Below are 15419 nucleotides of genomic sequence, written 5' to 3' on the forward strand. Positions count from 1 at the left end.
CAGGAGATCCCTTGTCATGGACCTGACCTTCGGCACCCCGCTCTCGCAAAGCGGCCGCCTGCTGCAGCTGACCACCCCGCTGGGTGCCGACGCGCTCCAGGCCCTGCGCGCCCACGGCGTCGAGCGCCTCGGCCGCACCCCGCGCTACACCCTCGATGTGCTGGTGCAGGACACCGAGTACGACCCGGAGAAACTCATCGGCCAACCCGTCACCCTGGCGCTGCTCTGCGACGACGGCACCCAGGCCCCGCGCCACGGCCTGGTCGAGAGCGTGCGCTACCTGGGCAGCGACGGCGGCCTGCACGACTGGCAACTGGTGTTCGCACCCTGGTTCAGCCTGCTCGAATACCGCAGCGACTGCCGCATCTGGCAGGACAAGAACCTGCCAGCCATTCTCGAAGCCGTGTTCGCCCAGTACCCCCAGGCCAAGGGCAACTACCGCCTGGACCTGCGCCGCGAGTACGCGCCGCTGTCCTACGTCACCCAATTCAACGAAACCGACGCCAACTTCGTGCAGCGCTGGTGCGAACTCGAGGGCCTGTTCTGGTACGTCGAGCACCAGGCCGACAGCCACTGCATCGTCTTCACCGACAGCGTCGACACCCTGCCCGCTCTCGCCCCGCAAAGCCTGCCGTTCCATACCCAGAGCGTCACCGAAAAACAGGACAGCATCACCCAGTGGAGCACCGGCTCGCAGCTGCTCAGCGGCAAGCTCAACTGGCGCAGCGTCGATTACCTGGCGCACAGCCAACCGCGGGAAAGCGTGATGCCGGCGCTGCAGGCCGCCTCCGCGCCTGCCGCCCTGGAACGCTACGAATACCAGGGCCAGTACACCTGGCAGAAACAGGAGCGCGGCGAGTGGCTGAGCCGCGTGCAGATCGAACAGCGCGAATCCCAGGCCCGCCGTGTGCACGGCCAGGGTGGGGTGCGCCAGTTGCAGGCCGGGCGCTGGTTCGAGCTGACCCAGCACCCGCTGTACGCACGCAAGGCCGCCGAGGCGCGGCAGTTCATGCTGATCGAGGTGCAGTTCTTCGCTGAAAGCAACCTGCCCATGGCCCAGCAGCGCCGTGACGCGCCCGGTAGCCTGGCACCGCTGTTCAAATCGGTGCGCCCGGCGCCTCCCGACAACCTGCTCGGTTCGGCCTTGAGCGAAGCGTCTTATGGCTTTTTCCTCAGCACCTTCGAAGGCCAGCTGCACAGCGCCCCCTACCGCAGCCCGTTCGAACACGCCAAACCCACCTGCCCTGGCCCGCAGACCGCCGTGGTGGTCACCCCCAGCGGCCACGAAGTGTTCACCGACAGCCTCAACCGCCTGTGCGTGCGCTTCCACTGGGACCGCCTGAGCCAGGACGGTGAATTGAGTTCGTGCTGGCTGCGCATGCTGCAACCGAGCAGCGGCCCCGACTGGGGCAGCGTGCACGTGCCGCGCGCCGGCGAAGAAGTGGTGGTCACCTTCCTCGACAACGACATCGACCGCCCGCTGGTCATGGGCCAGGTGTACGGCGGCCACAAACCCGCCTGGCACTCCAGCGGCCTGATGAGCGGCTACAAGAGCAAGGAAGTCGGCGGCGGCGGTTTCAACCAGTGGGTGATGGACGACTCCACCGGCCAGGTGCGCACGCAACTCCACAGCAGCCACGGCCACACCCAGCTCAACCTCGGCTACCTGATCGACCAGCGTGGCAACAACCGCGGCGGCCTGCGCGGCACCGGCTTCGAGCTGCGCACCGACGCCTATGGCGCCCTGCGCGCCCAGCAAGGCCTGTACCTGAGCACCTGGAAGCGCAGCAACGCCGAAGGCGCCCAGCTCGACATCAGCGAAGCCCAGCAGCAGCTGCAGAACAGCGAACAACGCCTCAAGACCCTCTCCGACACCGCCCAGCAGCACAACGCCAACGACCTGCAAGCCGGCCTCGACAGCCTGACCCAGCTCAACGCCGACGCGGACGTCACCTACGGCAACGACAACAGCAGCCCCAGCCAGGGCCCGAGCGAACAGCAGCGCAACGGCGGCGATACCGCCTGGGCAATTCGCAACGGCGGGCGCGGCAAGACCCCGGGTTACCAGAAGCCGCTGCTGATCGCCTCTTCCCCGGCCGACATCGCCACCGCCACGCCGCAGAACACTCACCTGCACAGTGGCAAGCACCTGACCGTGAGTACCGGTGAGGATGTCAGCATCGCCAGCGGCAAGTCGCTGCTGGCCAGTGTGGTGCAGAGCATCAGCCTGTTTGCGCAGAACGCCGGGGCCAAGTTGTTTGCGGCCAAAGGCAAGGTGGAGTTGCAGGCGCAGAACGACGAAATGCTGCTGACCTCGCTGCAGAACATGAAGCTCAGCTCCACTGCGGCGGGCATCGAGATTGCGGCCAAGGATGGCATCTTGCTCACGAGTGGCGGCGGCTATATCCGCATCAAGGGCGGCAATATCGAAATTCACGCGCCGGGGACCATTGATGTCAAGGGGGCGAAGAAGACCTTCAGTGGCCCAACCAGTTTGTCGCACAGCTTCAATGACATGCCGGATGCGAAATTTGAAAAACGCGTTGCGCTCAAATATCAAAATGGGGAAGTGGCACGCAATGTGAAATACGAAATTCATCGAGAGGACGGCAGCATCATCAGCGGCATTACTGATGCCGAAGGCCGCGCCCAGCAGCAAAAGAGCGACATGCTAGGCAAGTACCTCCTCAAGATCATCGAATAATCAAGGGTGTCGTATGGAACAGAAACAAACTACGCTGCGAACCGAAATAGGGCCCGATGGGCGCGAACAGGCATCGGCTCCGTTGGAAAACACAGGTTGTGCGGACAACTTGTTGTACATAAGCCCTAGGCAGGCGATACCCATCGTGTTCGTTCCCGGCATCATGGGCACCCCGCTGCTTGCAACCGGCAAAAATAAGAACCTTGTCAAAAAACTCGAGGGCCGTTGGAGCTGGTTTCCTGACAGCCTGGGGTGGATGGGTGTCAAAAGTCTCGTTGGCGGCTTCAATCGACTCACCCCTGCTGAGAAGAAGGCCTTACTCGACCCGGACCAAACGAAAGTGCCCCGCGCGCCGGGCGAGGCCGATTTTTCCGGATTTGACCTGGACAGCTGTCCGCTGCCGAAAGCAGAGATAGAAAAGCGAGGTTGGGGTACTGTTCTCTTGAGTGATCTCGGCGGCTACGGTCCTATATTGAGCTTTCTAGAGGCTGAGCTCAAAAATCTCTACCATGATGACGGCAAGAACAAACCGAGAATAAAAGGCGCCATGCTTGCCTTCGAAGGAAGTATTCAAGCCATCAAGGGATATCAAGCGCTCGACCTGGATGCTTACAAGAAGGCGTCGTCATGGAGTTACCCGGTCTATGCCTGCGGCTACAATTGGCTAAGGAGCAACGAAGAGTCTGCGGATGATCTGGCGAGCTATATTCAATTTGTACTCAACGACTGCAGAACACGTCTGCAATTGAAATGCGATAACGTCATTCTCGTCACTCACTCCATGGGCGGACTGGTTGGGCGGCGCTGTGCCCAGAAGCACCCAAAAAATATTTTGGGCGTTGTACACGGTGTGCAACCGGCAATTGGTGCCGGTACCGCGTACAGGCGTGTGCGAGCAGGTTGGGAAGACTGGAAGGGCCGTATGGCGATCGGCGCAAATGCGGATGAGGTCACGCCGGTTTTTGCCGCACCCGGCCCATTGCAACTACTGCCTAATCAACTTTACGGCAATGGCTGGCTGAATGTCCGCTGGGAGAAGGAAAATGGCCCGCTGTTGATGTCGATGCCCAAGGCCAACAACCCGTATGACGAGATCTATTCCAAGACGACAGCCTGGTGGCGACTGTGCGATCCACGCCTGGTGGAGCCTCGCGCCAAAGACATGCAGGCCCTTCAAAGTGGCTGGTATCTTTACCTGAAAAATCTCAAAATGGCCCAGAATTTCCATATGACGCTGGGCACCTATTATTTCCCAGAAACCTACGCGCACTTTGGCGCCGACGGCAAACATCCAGCATGGAACAAAATCGACTGGATTTTGAAAGCGTTCCAAAACAAGACAGGTCAATTCTCGCCGAAGGCGTCTGAAGACGTGACGGCTAATTTGCGATTGAGCACGGATAACAGAATCAATTATTTAACGCTTAACAATACTCAAACCGCCGGGAAAATCGCCTACCAGCCATTGTATGGGCCTGCCGTCATTGGCGCTGATTACGGTGGCGATGCCTACCATGCGGCCATGGCTTCTCAAGATGATTCAGGCGATGGCACCGTCCCCACGCACTCTGCTGATGCTGTCACTCGCCATATCAAGTTTTCAGCGCGCCTATCCGGCTTCGAACACAGCGCTTCCTATAACGACAAGTCGGCCCGAGCGATCACGTTGCACTCCATTCTCAGCCTTGCCAAAAGCGCCAAAAGCCTATGCTAGAGTTTCTCAATTTTGCCAAGCGCAGCCTTTGCCTGCCCATTCACTGCGGCCTGCTCGCCGTCGCATTGACCTCCCCATTCGCTTCTGGAGCATCGCCAATAATGGAAAACCCTGAAACTATTTCCAAGACGGTTCTGGTCGGACGTTACACGCTTGATCTGCCATCCGATGCGGTAATGAGCGGTGCTTCACTGGATTTGGACGGCCTTCCTTTGACCATTACACCGGGTTACATCAAGGCCCGGGCAATGCGTGAGGCTCAAAAAGCCTGGCTGGCTATCGAAAGCCGCAACTCGGGCAATGCTGAACACCCCGCAATTCAAGAGAAGCTGTCCGACGGTGCCCTCCTCTACAAATATGACTACACGCGAATTACAGGTGAAGATCTCGACGGATCGCCTATCAACAAGGTTGTCTATTCGACGGTGGCTTATCATTGGGCCAACAATCTGAAGTTCGAACTGGGGAATGACAGCACACTCAACAAAGACGAGCAAATCAAATCAATACTTCAACGCATTGACCACAACGGCGTGACGCGCAACTCAGGGGTGTGTTTTGTTGATGGCTGCCTACCCCATTCGACCGGTGACGAGGGCGTTTATGTTCACTTCACATTCGCCGAGCGCCCCAAGCTTCGAGCAAAATTCACCTCTAAACAGTATGCCGGTGAAGCCAACCCAGCGTTGTCGGAAAGAAACGGCAGTGAACCATCGCCCAGCGACCAGGCTGCTTGGCAATTGAAATCGGAAGCGGAACACCGGATATACCGAAATACGAAGCGTACTGTCAATGGTGTCGTGGGTGAAGAAGTCATTGAGGCGAATACACAAAAAACAGATGGCGGTTATTTGACCGAAATCAATGCTATCTGGTATTTCCCTGGCATCCCTAACAGCGAGGACAAACCTGAACTTCGCCTGGACTTGGACTACAGCTTTACTTCCAAGCAAAAACCGGCCGCTGGAACAGGATTCTCTAATCCGGATGAGCCCAACGCGTTGACAGAAACCGAATTCATGTCAATTTGGGATACCGCGCTCGATTCGCTGGCTGCGAGATAACTCAAGGATCCAACCGAGCCGCCCCATGCAACCCGTCATGGGGCATTCGTTCAGCTAGTAAGCGCACGTAATTTCAGCGCTAGCGAATCGAATCTGCCATTTAATGGACAGAGGCGATGGCGCGTGCACTCCCACGACGCAAGCAACCACGAATGGACCGTTCGATGCATGCATTCTTGATGATACTTGTCTTTTGCCTATTCGATACCGCCGAAGCAGCCAATATAACTGAAAGCAGCAGAATGGATAATAACAACTGGAGCACCCATTATTTCGGCCGCTTTCAGATCGCCCTGCCAAAGGAATCAGAAATTTCAGCCGACTACAAACTGCTCGACGAAAAACTCGAACTCGTCAGTAAAAACGCACAGGCCGACCTAGCAATACTTTTAGGTCAAAAAGTCGAAGCGCTAAAAAAAGGTATCGCCCGGGGCACCAGTAGCCGCTACGAAAGAACAGTGCCTCTCGATAACGGCAGCGTACTTATTATTTCACGGTTGGAAAGCTTCTACACCTTCAACGCCTTCTTCCTAACCCATAAAAATACGCTTTATCACCTGATGGCCAAGACAATTTCTGAAAGGGGCGTGCCCGGCGGCATTGAAAAGATGCGAATGTTGAGCAATGCCATTAATTTCCGCAATCCGGGCGAGGCGCCTCCAGCGGGCGCTTTTGCCGTTGAGGCGGGCTACACGACGCTACCCAACGATAAATTCTTTGAATCGATCTACATGGGCGCGCAGATAGCGGGGCACCCAGAGACCTATATCAGCCTTCTCACTAAAGGCATCGTAAAAAAAGAACCCAACCTCTTGCAGCGATTTGATGACAAACACTATGACCATTCCATCAGCGACCTGGCCAACTCAGGCAAGATAAACCTACTTCGAAAACGTAATCGCAGTGTCGGTGGAATACATGGCGAGGAGGTGGCCGTCAGCGCAACCTTTGACGGCAAAACGTTCTATGCTTTCCAATTTGAGTATGAGGGCACCTTGGAATCTAACACCCGCCCCTACATTGCCATCGAACTGGGTACGCATGAGCAAGGCACCCATTTCCAGTCGGACGATCAGGCACTAGCGTTTTGGGACCATGTCCTGCAGAGCTTCAAACCTTTATCCGAATGAAGCAAAGCACCCAGATTTGCGGGCCGTTCCCAAGCGTTCGGTATCGACTGTGGCACTGGTGCCTGTCCCGGTCTTGCCTTGAAGTAAAGGTTATCCGCCAGTCTTCCCGCACAAACCAAGCCCCGTCGCCCATGCCAATTCAAATACTGCTAACTTAGCTTCCCCACTGCCAAGGACAGCCCCCATGCCGCCCCGCCACCCCACCCCACCCGGCTTCATCCGCGTCCGTGGCGCCCGCGAGCACAACCTCAAGAACATCGACGTCGACATCCCGCGCGATGCCCTGGTGGTGTTCACTGGCGTCTCCGGCTCGGGCAAATCCTCGCTGGCCTTCTCCACCCTCTACGCCGAGGCCCAGCGCCGCTATTTCGAGTCGGTCGCGCCCTATGCCCGGCGCCTGATCGACCAGGTCGGGGTGCCGGACGTGGACGCCATCGAAGGCCTGCCCCCGGCCGTGGCCCTGCAACAGCAGCGCGGCACGCCCAGCGCGCGTTCTTCGGTGGGCAGCGTCACCACCCTGTCCAGCTCGATCCGCATGCTCTACTCGCGCGCCGGCAGCTATCCGCCCGGCCAGCCGATGCTGTATGCCGAGGACTTCTCGCCGAACACCCCGCAAGGCGCCTGCCCCGAATGCCATGGCCTGGGCCGGGTCTACGAGGTGACCGAGGCGAGCATGGTCCCGGACCCGTCGCTGACCATCCGCGAGCGGGCCGTGGCGGCCTGGCCGATGGCCTGGCAGGGGCAGAACCTGCGCGACATCCTGGTGACCCTGGGCTATGACGTGGATGTCCCTTGGCGCGATTTGCCCCAGGCACAACGCGACTGGATCCTCTACACCGAAGAAACGCCGACCGTGCCGGTGTACGCCGGCCTCACCCCGGCGCAGACCCGCGCCGCGCTCAAGCGCAAGCTCGAACCCAGCTACCAGGGCACCTTCAGCGGTGCGCGGCGCTATGTGCTGCACACCTTCATGCATTCGCAGAGCGCGCAAATGCGCAAGCGCGTTGCCCAGTTCATGCGCCCCAGCCCCTGCCCGCTGTGCCAGGGCAAGCGGCTCAAGCGCGAGGCGCTGCAGGTGACGTTCGCCGGGCGTGACATCGGCGAACTCTCGCGCCTGCCGCTGCAGGCCTTGGCCGAGGTGTTTCGCAAGGTTTCGGCGCACGGCTACCTGGAGCAGCACGACGACAACCTGACCCTGGAAAAGCGCCTGGCCGCCCAGCGCATCAGTGTCGAGCTGCTCGAGCGCATCGACACCCTGATCGACCTTGGCCTGGGCTACCTGGCCCTGGAGCGCAGCACGCCGACCTTGTCGTCCGGCGAGCTGCAGCGCCTGCGCCTGGCCACCCAGCTCAACTCGCAGCTGTTTGGCGTGATCTATGTGCTGGACGAACCCTCGGCGGGGCTGCACCCCGCCGACAGCGAGGCGCTGTTCGAGGCCTTGCAGCGGCTCAAGCAGGCGGGCAACTCGGTGTATGTGGTGGAACACGACCTGGACACCATGCGCCGCGCCGACTGGCTGGTGGACGTCGGCCCGGCGGCCGGCGAGCACGGCGGCCAGGTGCTGTACAGCGGCCCGCCTGCGGGCCTTGCCCAGGTGGCGGCCTCGCGTACCGCCGCCTACCTGTTCGCCGAGGCCCGGCCCGCCCGTCGCACAGCGCGCCAGGCGCAGGCCTGGCTGCAGCTCGAGGGCATCAGCCGCAACAACCTGCGCGAGCTCAGCGCGCAGTTTCCACTGGGTTGCTTCACCGCGGTCACCGGGGTTTCCGGGTCGGGCAAGTCGAGCCTGGTCAGCCAGGCCTTGCTGGAGCTGGTCGGCGCCCACCTGGGCCACGCCGAACAACGCGCCGAGGCCGAAGAGCAGAGCCTGGAAGATGAACCCGAGCAGCTCGGCAGCGGCTACGTGAGCGCGGGCCTTGAGCACATCAAGCGGCTGGTGCAGGTCGACCAGAAGCCCATCGGCCGCACGCCACGCTCCAACCTGGCCACCTACACCGGCCTGTTCGACCACGTGCGCAAGCTGTTTGCCGCCACCGAGCAGGCCAAGGCAAAGGGCTTCGATGCCGGGCGCTTCTCGTTCAACGTTGCCAAGGGCCGCTGCGAAAACTGCGAGGGCGAAGGCTTCGTCAGCGTCGAGCTGCTGTTCATGCCCAGCGTCTATGCACCCTGCCCGACGTGCCATGGCGCCCGCTACAACCCCCAGACCCTGGCCGTGACCTGGGCAGGTATGACCATCGCCCAGGTGCTGCAGCTGACCGTCGACCAGGCGCTGCAGGTGTTTGCCGAGCAGCCACCGGCGCGGCGTTGCCTGCAGGTGCTGCAGGACATCGGCCTGGGCTACCTGCGCCTGGGCCAGCCGGCCACCGAGCTGTCCGGCGGCGAAGCGCAGCGCATCAAGCTGGCCACCGAGCTGCAGCGCATGGCCCGGGGGGCCACCCTGTATGTGCTGGACGAGCCCACCAACGGCCTGCACCCCCAGGACATCGACCGGCTGCTGGTGCAGCTCAACCGGCTGGTGGACAGCGGGCACAGTGTGGTGGTGGTCGAGCATGACATGCGCGTGGTGGCGCAGAGCGACTGGGTGATCGATATCGGGCCGGGGGCTGGGGATGCAGGGGGCAAAGTTGTTGTGAGCGGGCCTCCTGAGGAAGTTGCCCGATGGGGTGACAGCCGCACGGCCGCGTTTCTGGAAAGGGCCTTGTAGCGGCGGTAGCGGCCCTTTCGCGGGGCCGGTATTGCCGGAACATCAACCTCGGACAAAATCCTTCCTATACTCCCCCTGGCATCCCTGCATGCCAACCTGCCCAAAAACGCGAAACCTCACAAAACAACAATCGAGGTGGCAAATGGTCTGGCAGCAAATCTACGACCCGTTCGCAAGCCCCTGGCTCTCCACCCTCATGGCCGCCATCCCGGTGGTGGTGATGCTGGCCGCACTGGCCTTCTTTCATATCAAAGCCCACATCGCCGCCCTGCTCGCCCTGGGTTCGGCATTGCTGATCTCGATCTTCGCCTTCGGCATGCCGGCCAGCATGGCCGGCTCCGCCGCGCTGTACGGGGCGGCCAACGGCTTGCTGCCGATCGGCTGGATCGTGCTCAACATCATCTTCCTGCACCGGCTCACCACCGAGAACGGCTCGTTCAAGGTGCTGCAGGACTCACTGGCGCGCATCACCGATGACCGCCGCCTGCAGCTGCTGCTGATCGCCTTCTGCTTCGGCGCCTTCTTCGAGGGCGCGGCGGGCTTCGGCACGCCAGTGGCGGTGACCGGGGCGATTCTCATCGGCCTGGGCTTCTCGCCGCTGGCAGCCTCGGGCCTGGCGCTGATCGCCAACACCGCGCCGGTGGCCTTCGGTGCCTTGGGCACGCCGATCATCACCTTGGCCAAGGTCACCGGGCTGGATGAAATGGAGCTGTCGGCCATGGTCGGCCGGCAATTGCCGTTCTTCTCGGTGATCGTGCCGTTCTGGCTGATCTGGGCCTTCGCCGGCTGGCGCAAGATGCTGGAGATCTGGCCGGCGATCCTGGTGGCCGGGGTGAGCTTCGCGATTCCACAGTTCCTGGTGTCGAACTTCCATGGGCCGATGCTGGTGGACGTGATCGCCGCGCTGATTTCCATGGCCTGCCTCACCGCCTTCCTGCGGGTGTGGAAGCCCGGCACGGTACACACCTCGGCGGCGCTGACCGGGCGCGTGGACAACTCCAAGGTCGAGGCCGACGACCGCCCCGGCAGCAACGCCGCCTTCGCCCAGCGTGACCAGCGCAGCGTGCTCAAGGCGTGGATGCCGTGGATCATCCTCACCGTGTTCGTGTTCGCCTGGGGCACGGCGAGCTTCAAGAACCTGTTCGACACCCGCGCAGCCATCGACCCGGCCAGCGGCGCGGCCATGCTCGACCCGCAGGGCAAGCCGCTGCGCGAGGCCAACCCGGTGTTCGCCCCGGTATTCACCTTCGACACCATCCACCAGCACATCGAGAAGGTGCCGCCAGTGGTACCGGCGCCGAAGAAAGAAGACGCCCAGTACAAGTTCACCTGGTTCACCGCCACCGGCAGCGGCATCCTGCTGGCGGCGATTCTCGGCGGGCTGCTGATGGGCTATTCGCCGCTGGAACTGGGGCGCCAGTACCTGCGCACGCTGTGGGTGGTGCGCTATTCGCTGATCACCATCGTCGCCATGCTGGCGCTGGGCTTTCTCACGCGCTACTCGGGGCTGGACGCGACCATGGGGCTGGCGTTCGCCGCCACTGGCATCTTCTACCCGATGTTCGGCACCCTGCTCGGCTGGCTGGGGGTGGCGCTGACGGGGTCGGACACGGCCTCCAACGTGCTGTTCGGCGGGCTGCAGCGGGTGACGGCAGAGCAGCTGGGGCTTAGCCCGGTGCTGATGGCGGCGGCCAACAGCTCCGGTGGCGTGATGGGCAAGATGGTCGATGCGCAGTCGATCGTGGTGGCGTCCACGGCTACCCGTTGGTATGGGCATGAGGGTGAAATCCTGCGCTACGTGTTCTTCCACTCGATCATCCTGGCGATTCTGGTGGGTTTCCTGGTGACCTTGCAGGCGTATGTGGCGCCGTTCACCTCGATGGTGGTGGGCGGTTGATGCGCTGACGGGGTATTGGCCCCATCGCCGTCTTGCCGGCGATGGGGCCAGGTGATTAGAATGCGATCAATTCTTAATTACAACCTCATTCCCCATGCCGCCCGCCGACCCCACCCTGAACCTGCAGGTCAAGACGCTGTACACCGAGCACCACAGCTGGCTGCAGGGCTGGCTGGGGCGCAAGCTGGGCAATGCCTGCGATGCCGCGGACCTTGCCCACGACACCTTCGTGCGCCTGCTCGGCCGCCAGGCCACGGCGGGGTTCGGCAGCGAGCCGCGGGCCTTGCTCACCCACATCGCCAAGGGCCTGCTGGTCGACCGCTGGCGGCGCCAGGACGTCGAGCGTGCCTACCTTGAGACCATCGCCCACCTGCCCGAGCCCGAGGTGCCATCGGCGGAAACCCGCTGGCTGATCCTGGAAACCCTGTACCGCGTCGACGCCATGCTGCGGGAAATGCCCGCCCGGGTGCGCCAGGTGTTCCTGCTGTCGCAGCTCGATGGCCTGACCTACAGCGAAATCGCCGCGCAGCTGAGCGTATCGCTGATTACCGTCAAACGTGACATGCGCACGGCCTTCCTGGCCTGCCTGAGCCTGGATGCATGAACCCGCGCATCGACCCGCACATCCTCGGCGAGGCCGCCGACTGGCTGGTGCAATTGCAGTCGGGCAGCGCCACCGAGGACGACCACCGCGCCGTCCAGGCCTGGTGCCAGCGCAGCGCCGAGCATGCCCAGGCCTGGCAGCGCGCCGAGGCGCTGCTCGGCGATTTCCGCCGCCTGCCCACGCCGGTTGCCGGGCAAACCCTGCGCCGGCTGAGCCAGCAAGGCAGTGTCAGCCGGCGCCAGGCCATGCAGCGCCTGGGCCTGTTGCTGCTGGGGGCGCCGGCGGCGTGGCTGGCCTGGCGCGAAACGCCGTGGCAGCAATGGCGCGCCGACGCCCGCACGGCGGTCGGCGAGCAACGCCCGCTGACCCTGGCCGATGGCAGCCAGGTGCTGCTGAACACCGACAGTGCCATCAATATCGACTTCAACGCCCAGGCGCGGCACATCGAGCTGCTGGCCGGCGAAATCCTCGTCACCACTGCCAAGGATGCCCGGCCACTGCGGGTGCGTACCCTGCACGGCCAGGCACAAGCCCTGGGCACGCGCTTCAGCGTGCGCCTGGACGGCCCGCTGACCCGCGTGGCCGTGCTCGAAGGCGCAGTGGATGCGCAGCCCCTGCACGGCAGCGGCCATCTTCTGCTGCAGGCCGGCCAGCGCAGCGCCTTCGATGCCACCCGGGTGCAGCCGGCCATGGCGCTGGACAGCGACGCCCTGGCCTGGCAGCACGGCATGCTGCTGGCCCGTGGCATGCGCCTGGCCGACCTGCTGCAGGAGCTTGGCCGCTATCGCCCTGGGCTGTTGCGCTGCCACCCGGCGGTGGCCGATTTGCGCGTCTCGGGCGCCTTCCCCGTGACCGACAGCGATGCCAGCCTGCGCCTGCTTGGCGAGACCCTGCCGGTGGCGATCCACGGCCTGACCCGCTATTGGGTGACGGTCGAGCCCAGGGTGTGAAAATTATTGCCGTTGCCTGATACCTTTTCCTGCGTCGTCCGGTGATGAGTGCAGAACCCACGTTTTCTGCACCCACAGGACCCTCGCATGACGCCTCGCCCCCACTTGCGCCTCAAAGCCCTGAGCCTGGCCATGGCCCTCGGCACCCTCGCCCCGGCGCCCCTGCTGCTGGCCGCCGAACCTGCCGCCAGCGCGCGCAGCTACCACATCGCCGGCGGCCCGCTGGCCGATGTGCTGGCGCGCTTCGCCGCCAGCGCCGGGGTGGCGCTGTCGTTCGACCCGGCGCTGCTCAAGGGCGCGCAAAGCTCGGGCCTGGACGGCAGCTACAGCGTGGCGGACGGTTTCGCCCGCCTGCTCGCCGGCAGCGGCTACAGCCTGATCGCCACCGACAGCGGCGGCTACACCCTGGCCCCGGCAGTGGAACTGGGCGATGCCCTGGAGCTGGGCGCCACTACCATCAACAGCGACCTGGCGGCCAGCAGCGACACCTGGCAAGGCGGCCAGGTCGCCCGCAGCGCCCGCCTGGGCGTGCTGGGTGACCAGCCGATCAGCGACGTGCCATTCAGCGTCACCAGCTATACCGCCAAGACCATCGCCGACCAGCAGGCGCGCACCCTCGGCGACGTGCTGCTTAACGATGCGGCCGTGCGCCAATCGGCCGGCTTTGGCAACTTCTCCCAGGTGTTCACCATTCGCGGCTTGCCGCTGAACACCGACGACATCAGCTACAACGGCCTGTACGGCGTGCTGCCGCGGCAGATCGTCACCACCGAGGCGCTGGAGCGCGTCGAGGTGTTCAAGGGCCCGAATGCCTTCCTCAATGGCGTCGCGCCCCAGGGCAGCGGCATCGGCGGTGCAGTGAACCTGGTGCCCAAGCGCGCCGAGGACACCCCGACCCGCCACGTCACCCTCGACTACGCCACGGGCGCCAACATCGGCGGCCACCTCGACCTGGGCAAGCGCTTTGGCGAAGACAACCGCTTCGGCGCGCGCATCAACCTGGCCCAGCATGACGGCGGCACCGGCGTGCACGACGAAGCGCAGCATTCCACCCTGGTTGCCGTGGCCCTGGACTACCGTGGCGAGCGCCTGCGCCTGTCCACCGACCTTGGCTACCAGAAGGAGCGCATCAACCAGGGCCGCGCGGTGATCTACCCCACCGGCAGCAAGGTGCCCCATGCGCCCTCGGCACGCGACAACTATTCCCAGGACTGGACCTGGTCGCAGCTCGAAGACACCTATGGCATGGTCAACGCCGAGTACGACCTCGACGACAACTGGACGCTGTACGCCGGCGCCGGCGCCAAGCACACCCGCGAGAACGGCGAGTATTCCTCGCTGTACGTCAGCGACGAGAACGGCACGGCACGCGGCGGCTACCTCTATCCGCCCCACGACGAGGACAACAAGAGCGCCATGGCCGGCCTCAACGGCCGCTTCGCCACCGGGCCGGTCAGCCACCGGGTCAACTTCGGCCTGTCGGGGATGTGGGGCGAACAGCGCTCGGCCTACCAGGCGATCACCGCGGCCAACCGTTTCGACTCCAACCTGTATCACCCGGTGAAGGTGCCGCGCCCGACCAACACCTACTCCGGCAGCGACCTGCACGACCCGCGCATCGTCGGCAAGAACCGCATCAAGAGCGCGGCGGTGTCCGACACCCTGGGCTTTCTCGACGACCGCGTCCTGCTGACCGTGGGCGTGCGCCGGCAGTCGATCGGCGTCGACGGCTGGGCCACTGCCACCGGCGTGCGCAATGCCAACTACGACGAATCTGTGACCACGCCGGTGTATGGCCTGGTGCTCAAGCCCTGGGAGCATGTGTCGTTCTACGCCAACCGCATCGAAGGCCTGGCCCAGGGCCCGACCGCGCCGTCCAGCGTGAGCAACGCCAACGAAGTGTTCCCGCCCAGGCGCAGCAAGCAGGTGGAGGCTGGGGTGAAGCTGGACTGGAACAGCTTTGGCGCGACCTTGGGCGTGTACCGCATCGAACAGCCCAACAGCACCACCTTCCGTGCGCCGGGCGAAACCAAGGACACCTTCAGCATGGATGGCGAGCAGGTGAACAAGGGCGTCGAGCTGAATGTGTTCGGCGAGCCGATCGATGGCCTGCGCCTGCTCACGGGCGCGGTGTTCATGCACACCGAGCTGGACAACACCGCCAATGGCCGCAACGACGGCAACCGCGCACCGGGCGTGCCGCGCTTCCAGTACAACCTCGGGGCGGACTGGGATGTGCCGGGTATCGCGGGGGCTGCGCTCAGTGCCCGGGTGCTGCGTACCGGTGGGCAGTACGTCAATACCGACAACAGCCTGAGCATCCCGGCCTGGACGCGGGTCGACCTGGGCGGGCGGTACAGCTTCAAGGTGGATGACAAGCAGGTGACCCTGCGCGCCAATGTCGAGAACGTGGCCAACAAGGCGTACTGGGCTTCGGCGTCGACCTCGAACAATTACCTGACCCAGGGCACACCGCGGGTGTTGCGGGTGTCGGCCAGTGTAGATTTCTGACGGAGACATGGGTGGTTTTTGGGGGTGGGATTTAGGCCTTTTGTGTTCTTGAGATCGAGCGCCGCCCGCGCGGCGCATCGCGGATAAATCCGCTCCTACATTTGTTGCAACGTGCCTATGCCTGATAGGCCATGGTTGCCAGCC

At 63.2% G+C, this 15419-nt stretch carries 8 protein-coding genes and 1 pseudogene; all 9 read left to right on the forward strand.

Annotated features, from left to right (window positions below; genetic code table 11):
- Nucleotides 1-16: 16 nt before the first annotated feature.
- Nucleotides 17-2498, forward strand: a pseudogene (locus ACIPG5_RS17545) (type VI secretion system Vgr family protein); the annotation flags it as partial.
- Between the two features lie 219 nt (nt 2499-2717).
- Nucleotides 2718-4418 carry an alpha/beta fold hydrolase gene (locus tag ACIPG5_RS17550; RefSeq protein WP_236193957.1) on the forward strand — a complete coding sequence of 567 codons (1701 nt, stop codon included), beginning with the start codon at nt 2718-2720 and terminating at the stop codon, nt 4416-4418.
- Nucleotides 4412-5482: a T6SS immunity protein Tli4 family protein gene (locus ACIPG5_RS17555; protein ID WP_401376661.1), complete on the forward strand. Its 1071-nt coding sequence runs from the start codon at nt 4412-4414 to the stop codon at nt 5480-5482. The genes ACIPG5_RS17550 and ACIPG5_RS17555 overlap by 7 nt, the downstream gene beginning before the upstream one ends.
- A gap of 152 nt (nt 5483-5634) precedes the next feature.
- Nucleotides 5635-6612, forward strand: a complete 978-nt coding sequence (locus ACIPG5_RS17560) for a T6SS immunity protein Tli4 family protein (protein ID WP_401376664.1) — start codon at nt 5635-5637, stop codon at nt 6610-6612.
- 184 nt (nt 6613-6796) lie between these two features.
- Nucleotides 6797-9313 carry an excinuclease ABC subunit UvrA gene (uvrA, locus tag ACIPG5_RS17565; protein ID WP_401376667.1) on the forward strand — a complete coding sequence of 839 codons (2517 nt, stop codon included), beginning with the start codon at nt 6797-6799 and terminating at the stop codon, nt 9311-9313.
- Between the two features lie 142 nt (nt 9314-9455).
- Nucleotides 9456-11210: an L-lactate permease gene (locus tag ACIPG5_RS17570; protein ID WP_401376670.1), complete on the forward strand. Its 1755-nt coding sequence runs from the start codon at nt 9456-9458 to the stop codon at nt 11208-11210.
- 94 nt (nt 11211-11304) lie between these two features.
- Nucleotides 11305-11814, forward strand: a complete 510-nt coding sequence (locus ACIPG5_RS17575; protein WP_401376673.1) for a sigma-70 family RNA polymerase sigma factor — start codon at nt 11305-11307, stop codon at nt 11812-11814.
- A complete protein-coding gene (locus ACIPG5_RS17580) occupies nt 11811-12764 on the forward strand; it encodes a FecR domain-containing protein (RefSeq protein ID WP_176514128.1) in 954 nt (317 codons plus the stop codon). Before ACIPG5_RS17575 ends, ACIPG5_RS17580 begins: the two co-directional genes overlap by 4 nt.
- Before the next feature lie 87 nt (nt 12765-12851).
- Complete coding sequence (locus tag ACIPG5_RS17585) at nt 12852-15275, forward strand: TonB-dependent siderophore receptor (RefSeq protein WP_401376675.1); 2424 nt, start codon at nt 12852-12854, stop codon at nt 15273-15275.
- The last annotated feature ends 144 nt before the right edge of the window (nt 15276-15419 follow it).

The sequence above is a fragment of the Pseudomonas sp. NPDC087029 genome (genome assembly GCF_044745345.1).
Taxonomy (GTDB): domain Bacteria; phylum Pseudomonadota; class Gammaproteobacteria; order Pseudomonadales; family Pseudomonadaceae; genus Aquipseudomonas; species Aquipseudomonas faucium.